We start from the raw sequence: 360 nt of genomic DNA on the forward strand, positions 1-360 counted from the left end.
CTGACGATATTGGAATTATCGACCACGGCGCATTGCTGGAAGAAGAAAGCCTTGCAGAGCTGGAGCAAAAAAGCAGTAAGCATATCCTGTTTACGCTCTCTGATACTGCACAGGCTGCAAGAATTTTGGAACGCAATTTCCATGAAAACCATTTCTCCATACAGGACGACCACAATCTGCGCCTGCACAACCTTGATTTGCCTGTGGGGAAAATTGTAACTACTTTTGTAGAAAATGGATTGGAGGTATCAGAGGCGCATACGTGCGAAGAAAGTCTTGAAGATTACTTCAAGCGCGTGACAGGAGGCGAAGGAATTGCTTAAACTAATCAAATGCGAATTTTTGAAATTGAAACGGAAG

General features: G+C 43.6%; 1 pseudogene. It reads left to right on the top strand.

What is annotated here, in order from left to right:
• A pseudogene (locus LJE09_RS19325) lies at positions 1-323 on the top strand (ABC transporter ATP-binding protein); the annotation flags it as partial.
• Positions 324-360 lie beyond the last annotated feature (37 nt).

The sequence above is a fragment of the Blautia sp. DFI.3.45 genome (assembly GCF_020593505.1).
Taxonomy (GTDB): domain Bacteria; phylum Bacillota; class Clostridia; order Lachnospirales; family Lachnospiraceae; genus Blautia_A; species Blautia_A wexlerae.